Here is a 512-nt window from a genome sequence, read left to right on the forward strand (position 1 = left end):
GCCGCGAACGCGCTCATGACGGCGGGCCCGCGCGGCCTCACATCCGGGATCTCAGTACGTCGACCTCACACCCCGGCGCGGACGGGTCGAAGCCGTGCTCGGCCAGCCATCGAACCGCCAGCAGGCTTCGCAACGACCACCACGCGCGGATCACGTCGAGGTCGACGTCGGTGCCGTAGCCGGCGATGACGTCGCCGAGGTGCTCCTCGTGCCCGAGCGTGAGGGTGGCGAGGTCGTACAGGGCATCGCCCTGGCCCGCCTCGGACCAGTCGATGATGCCCGTGATCTCGTCGCCGTCGACGAACACGTGAGCGATCTGCAGGTCGCCGTGCGTGAACGCCGGAGGCCACGGTCGGAACGCGGCCTCGGCGACCTGGCGGTTGCGGGTGACCAGGTCGGCGGGCAGGACGCCGTCCGTCACGAGCCGCTCACACTCGCCGTCGAGGTCCGCCGCCAGCTCGTCGAGGTGCCGGCCCGGCCGGCCCGGCCGGGACGGCAACGGCGCGTCGGGC

At 73.0% G+C, this 512-nt stretch carries 1 protein-coding gene; it reads right to left on the reverse strand.

Annotated features, from left to right (window positions below; genetic code table 11):
* Window positions 1-37 precede the first annotated feature (37 nt).
* On the reverse strand, window positions 38-512 hold a 475-nt coding region (locus O3Q52_RS54050; RefSeq protein WP_269655664.1), incomplete at its 5' end, for a phosphotransferase.

The organism is Streptomyces sp. ActVer, assembly GCF_027270795.1.
Taxonomy (GTDB): domain Bacteria; phylum Actinomycetota; class Actinomycetes; order Streptomycetales; family Streptomycetaceae; genus Streptomyces; species Streptomyces umbrinus_A.